General features: G+C 76.9%; 1 protein-coding gene. It reads right to left on the bottom strand.

Annotated elements, in window-relative coordinates:
• Positions 1-483: ATP-binding cassette domain-containing protein (locus VR45_RS40415; protein ID WP_045944967.1), on the bottom strand; the 483-nt coding region annotated here is incomplete at its 3' end.
• Positions 484-520: the final 37 nt, after the last annotated feature.

Genomic DNA, 520 nt, shown 5'->3' with positions numbered 1-520 from the left:
GGCCAGCGCCCGGGCGATGGCGACGCGCTGGCGCTGGCCGCCGGAGAGCTGCCGGGGCAGCGCCTCGGCCGCCCGGGTGCCGAGGCCGACCTGGTCGAGGAGTTCCTTGATCCGGGCCGGGTGGTCGGTGCCGGGGAAGTGCAGCCGCAGGGTCTCCCGCAGAGCGGCCTCGACGCTGGTGCGCGGGTCCAGCGAGAGGTACGGGTCCTGGAAGACCATCTGGACCTCGCGGGCGCGGGCGAGGCGTTCGGCCTTCCCCCGGGCGCCGCCGGTACGGGCCCGGCCCTTCACCAGGACCCGGCCCGCGTCGGCCCGTTCGAGGCCGACGACGATCCGGGCGGTGGTGGTCTTGCCGGAGCCGGACTCGCCGACGATGCCGAGCGAGCCGCCGGCGGGGAGGGCGAAGGAGACCTCGTCCACGGCCCGGACGGCGCCGAAGGTCCGGCACAGGCCGGTGACCTCCAGGGCGGCGGTACCCGGCACGGAGCCCGGGACAGCAGGACTCGGGGCTGCCTCAGAC

This window comes from Streptomyces sp. NRRL S-495 (genome assembly GCF_000966955.1).
Classification (GTDB): domain Bacteria; phylum Actinomycetota; class Actinomycetes; order Streptomycetales; family Streptomycetaceae; genus Kitasatospora; species Kitasatospora purpeofusca.
This window is presented reverse-complemented; position numbering and strand designations above follow the sequence as displayed.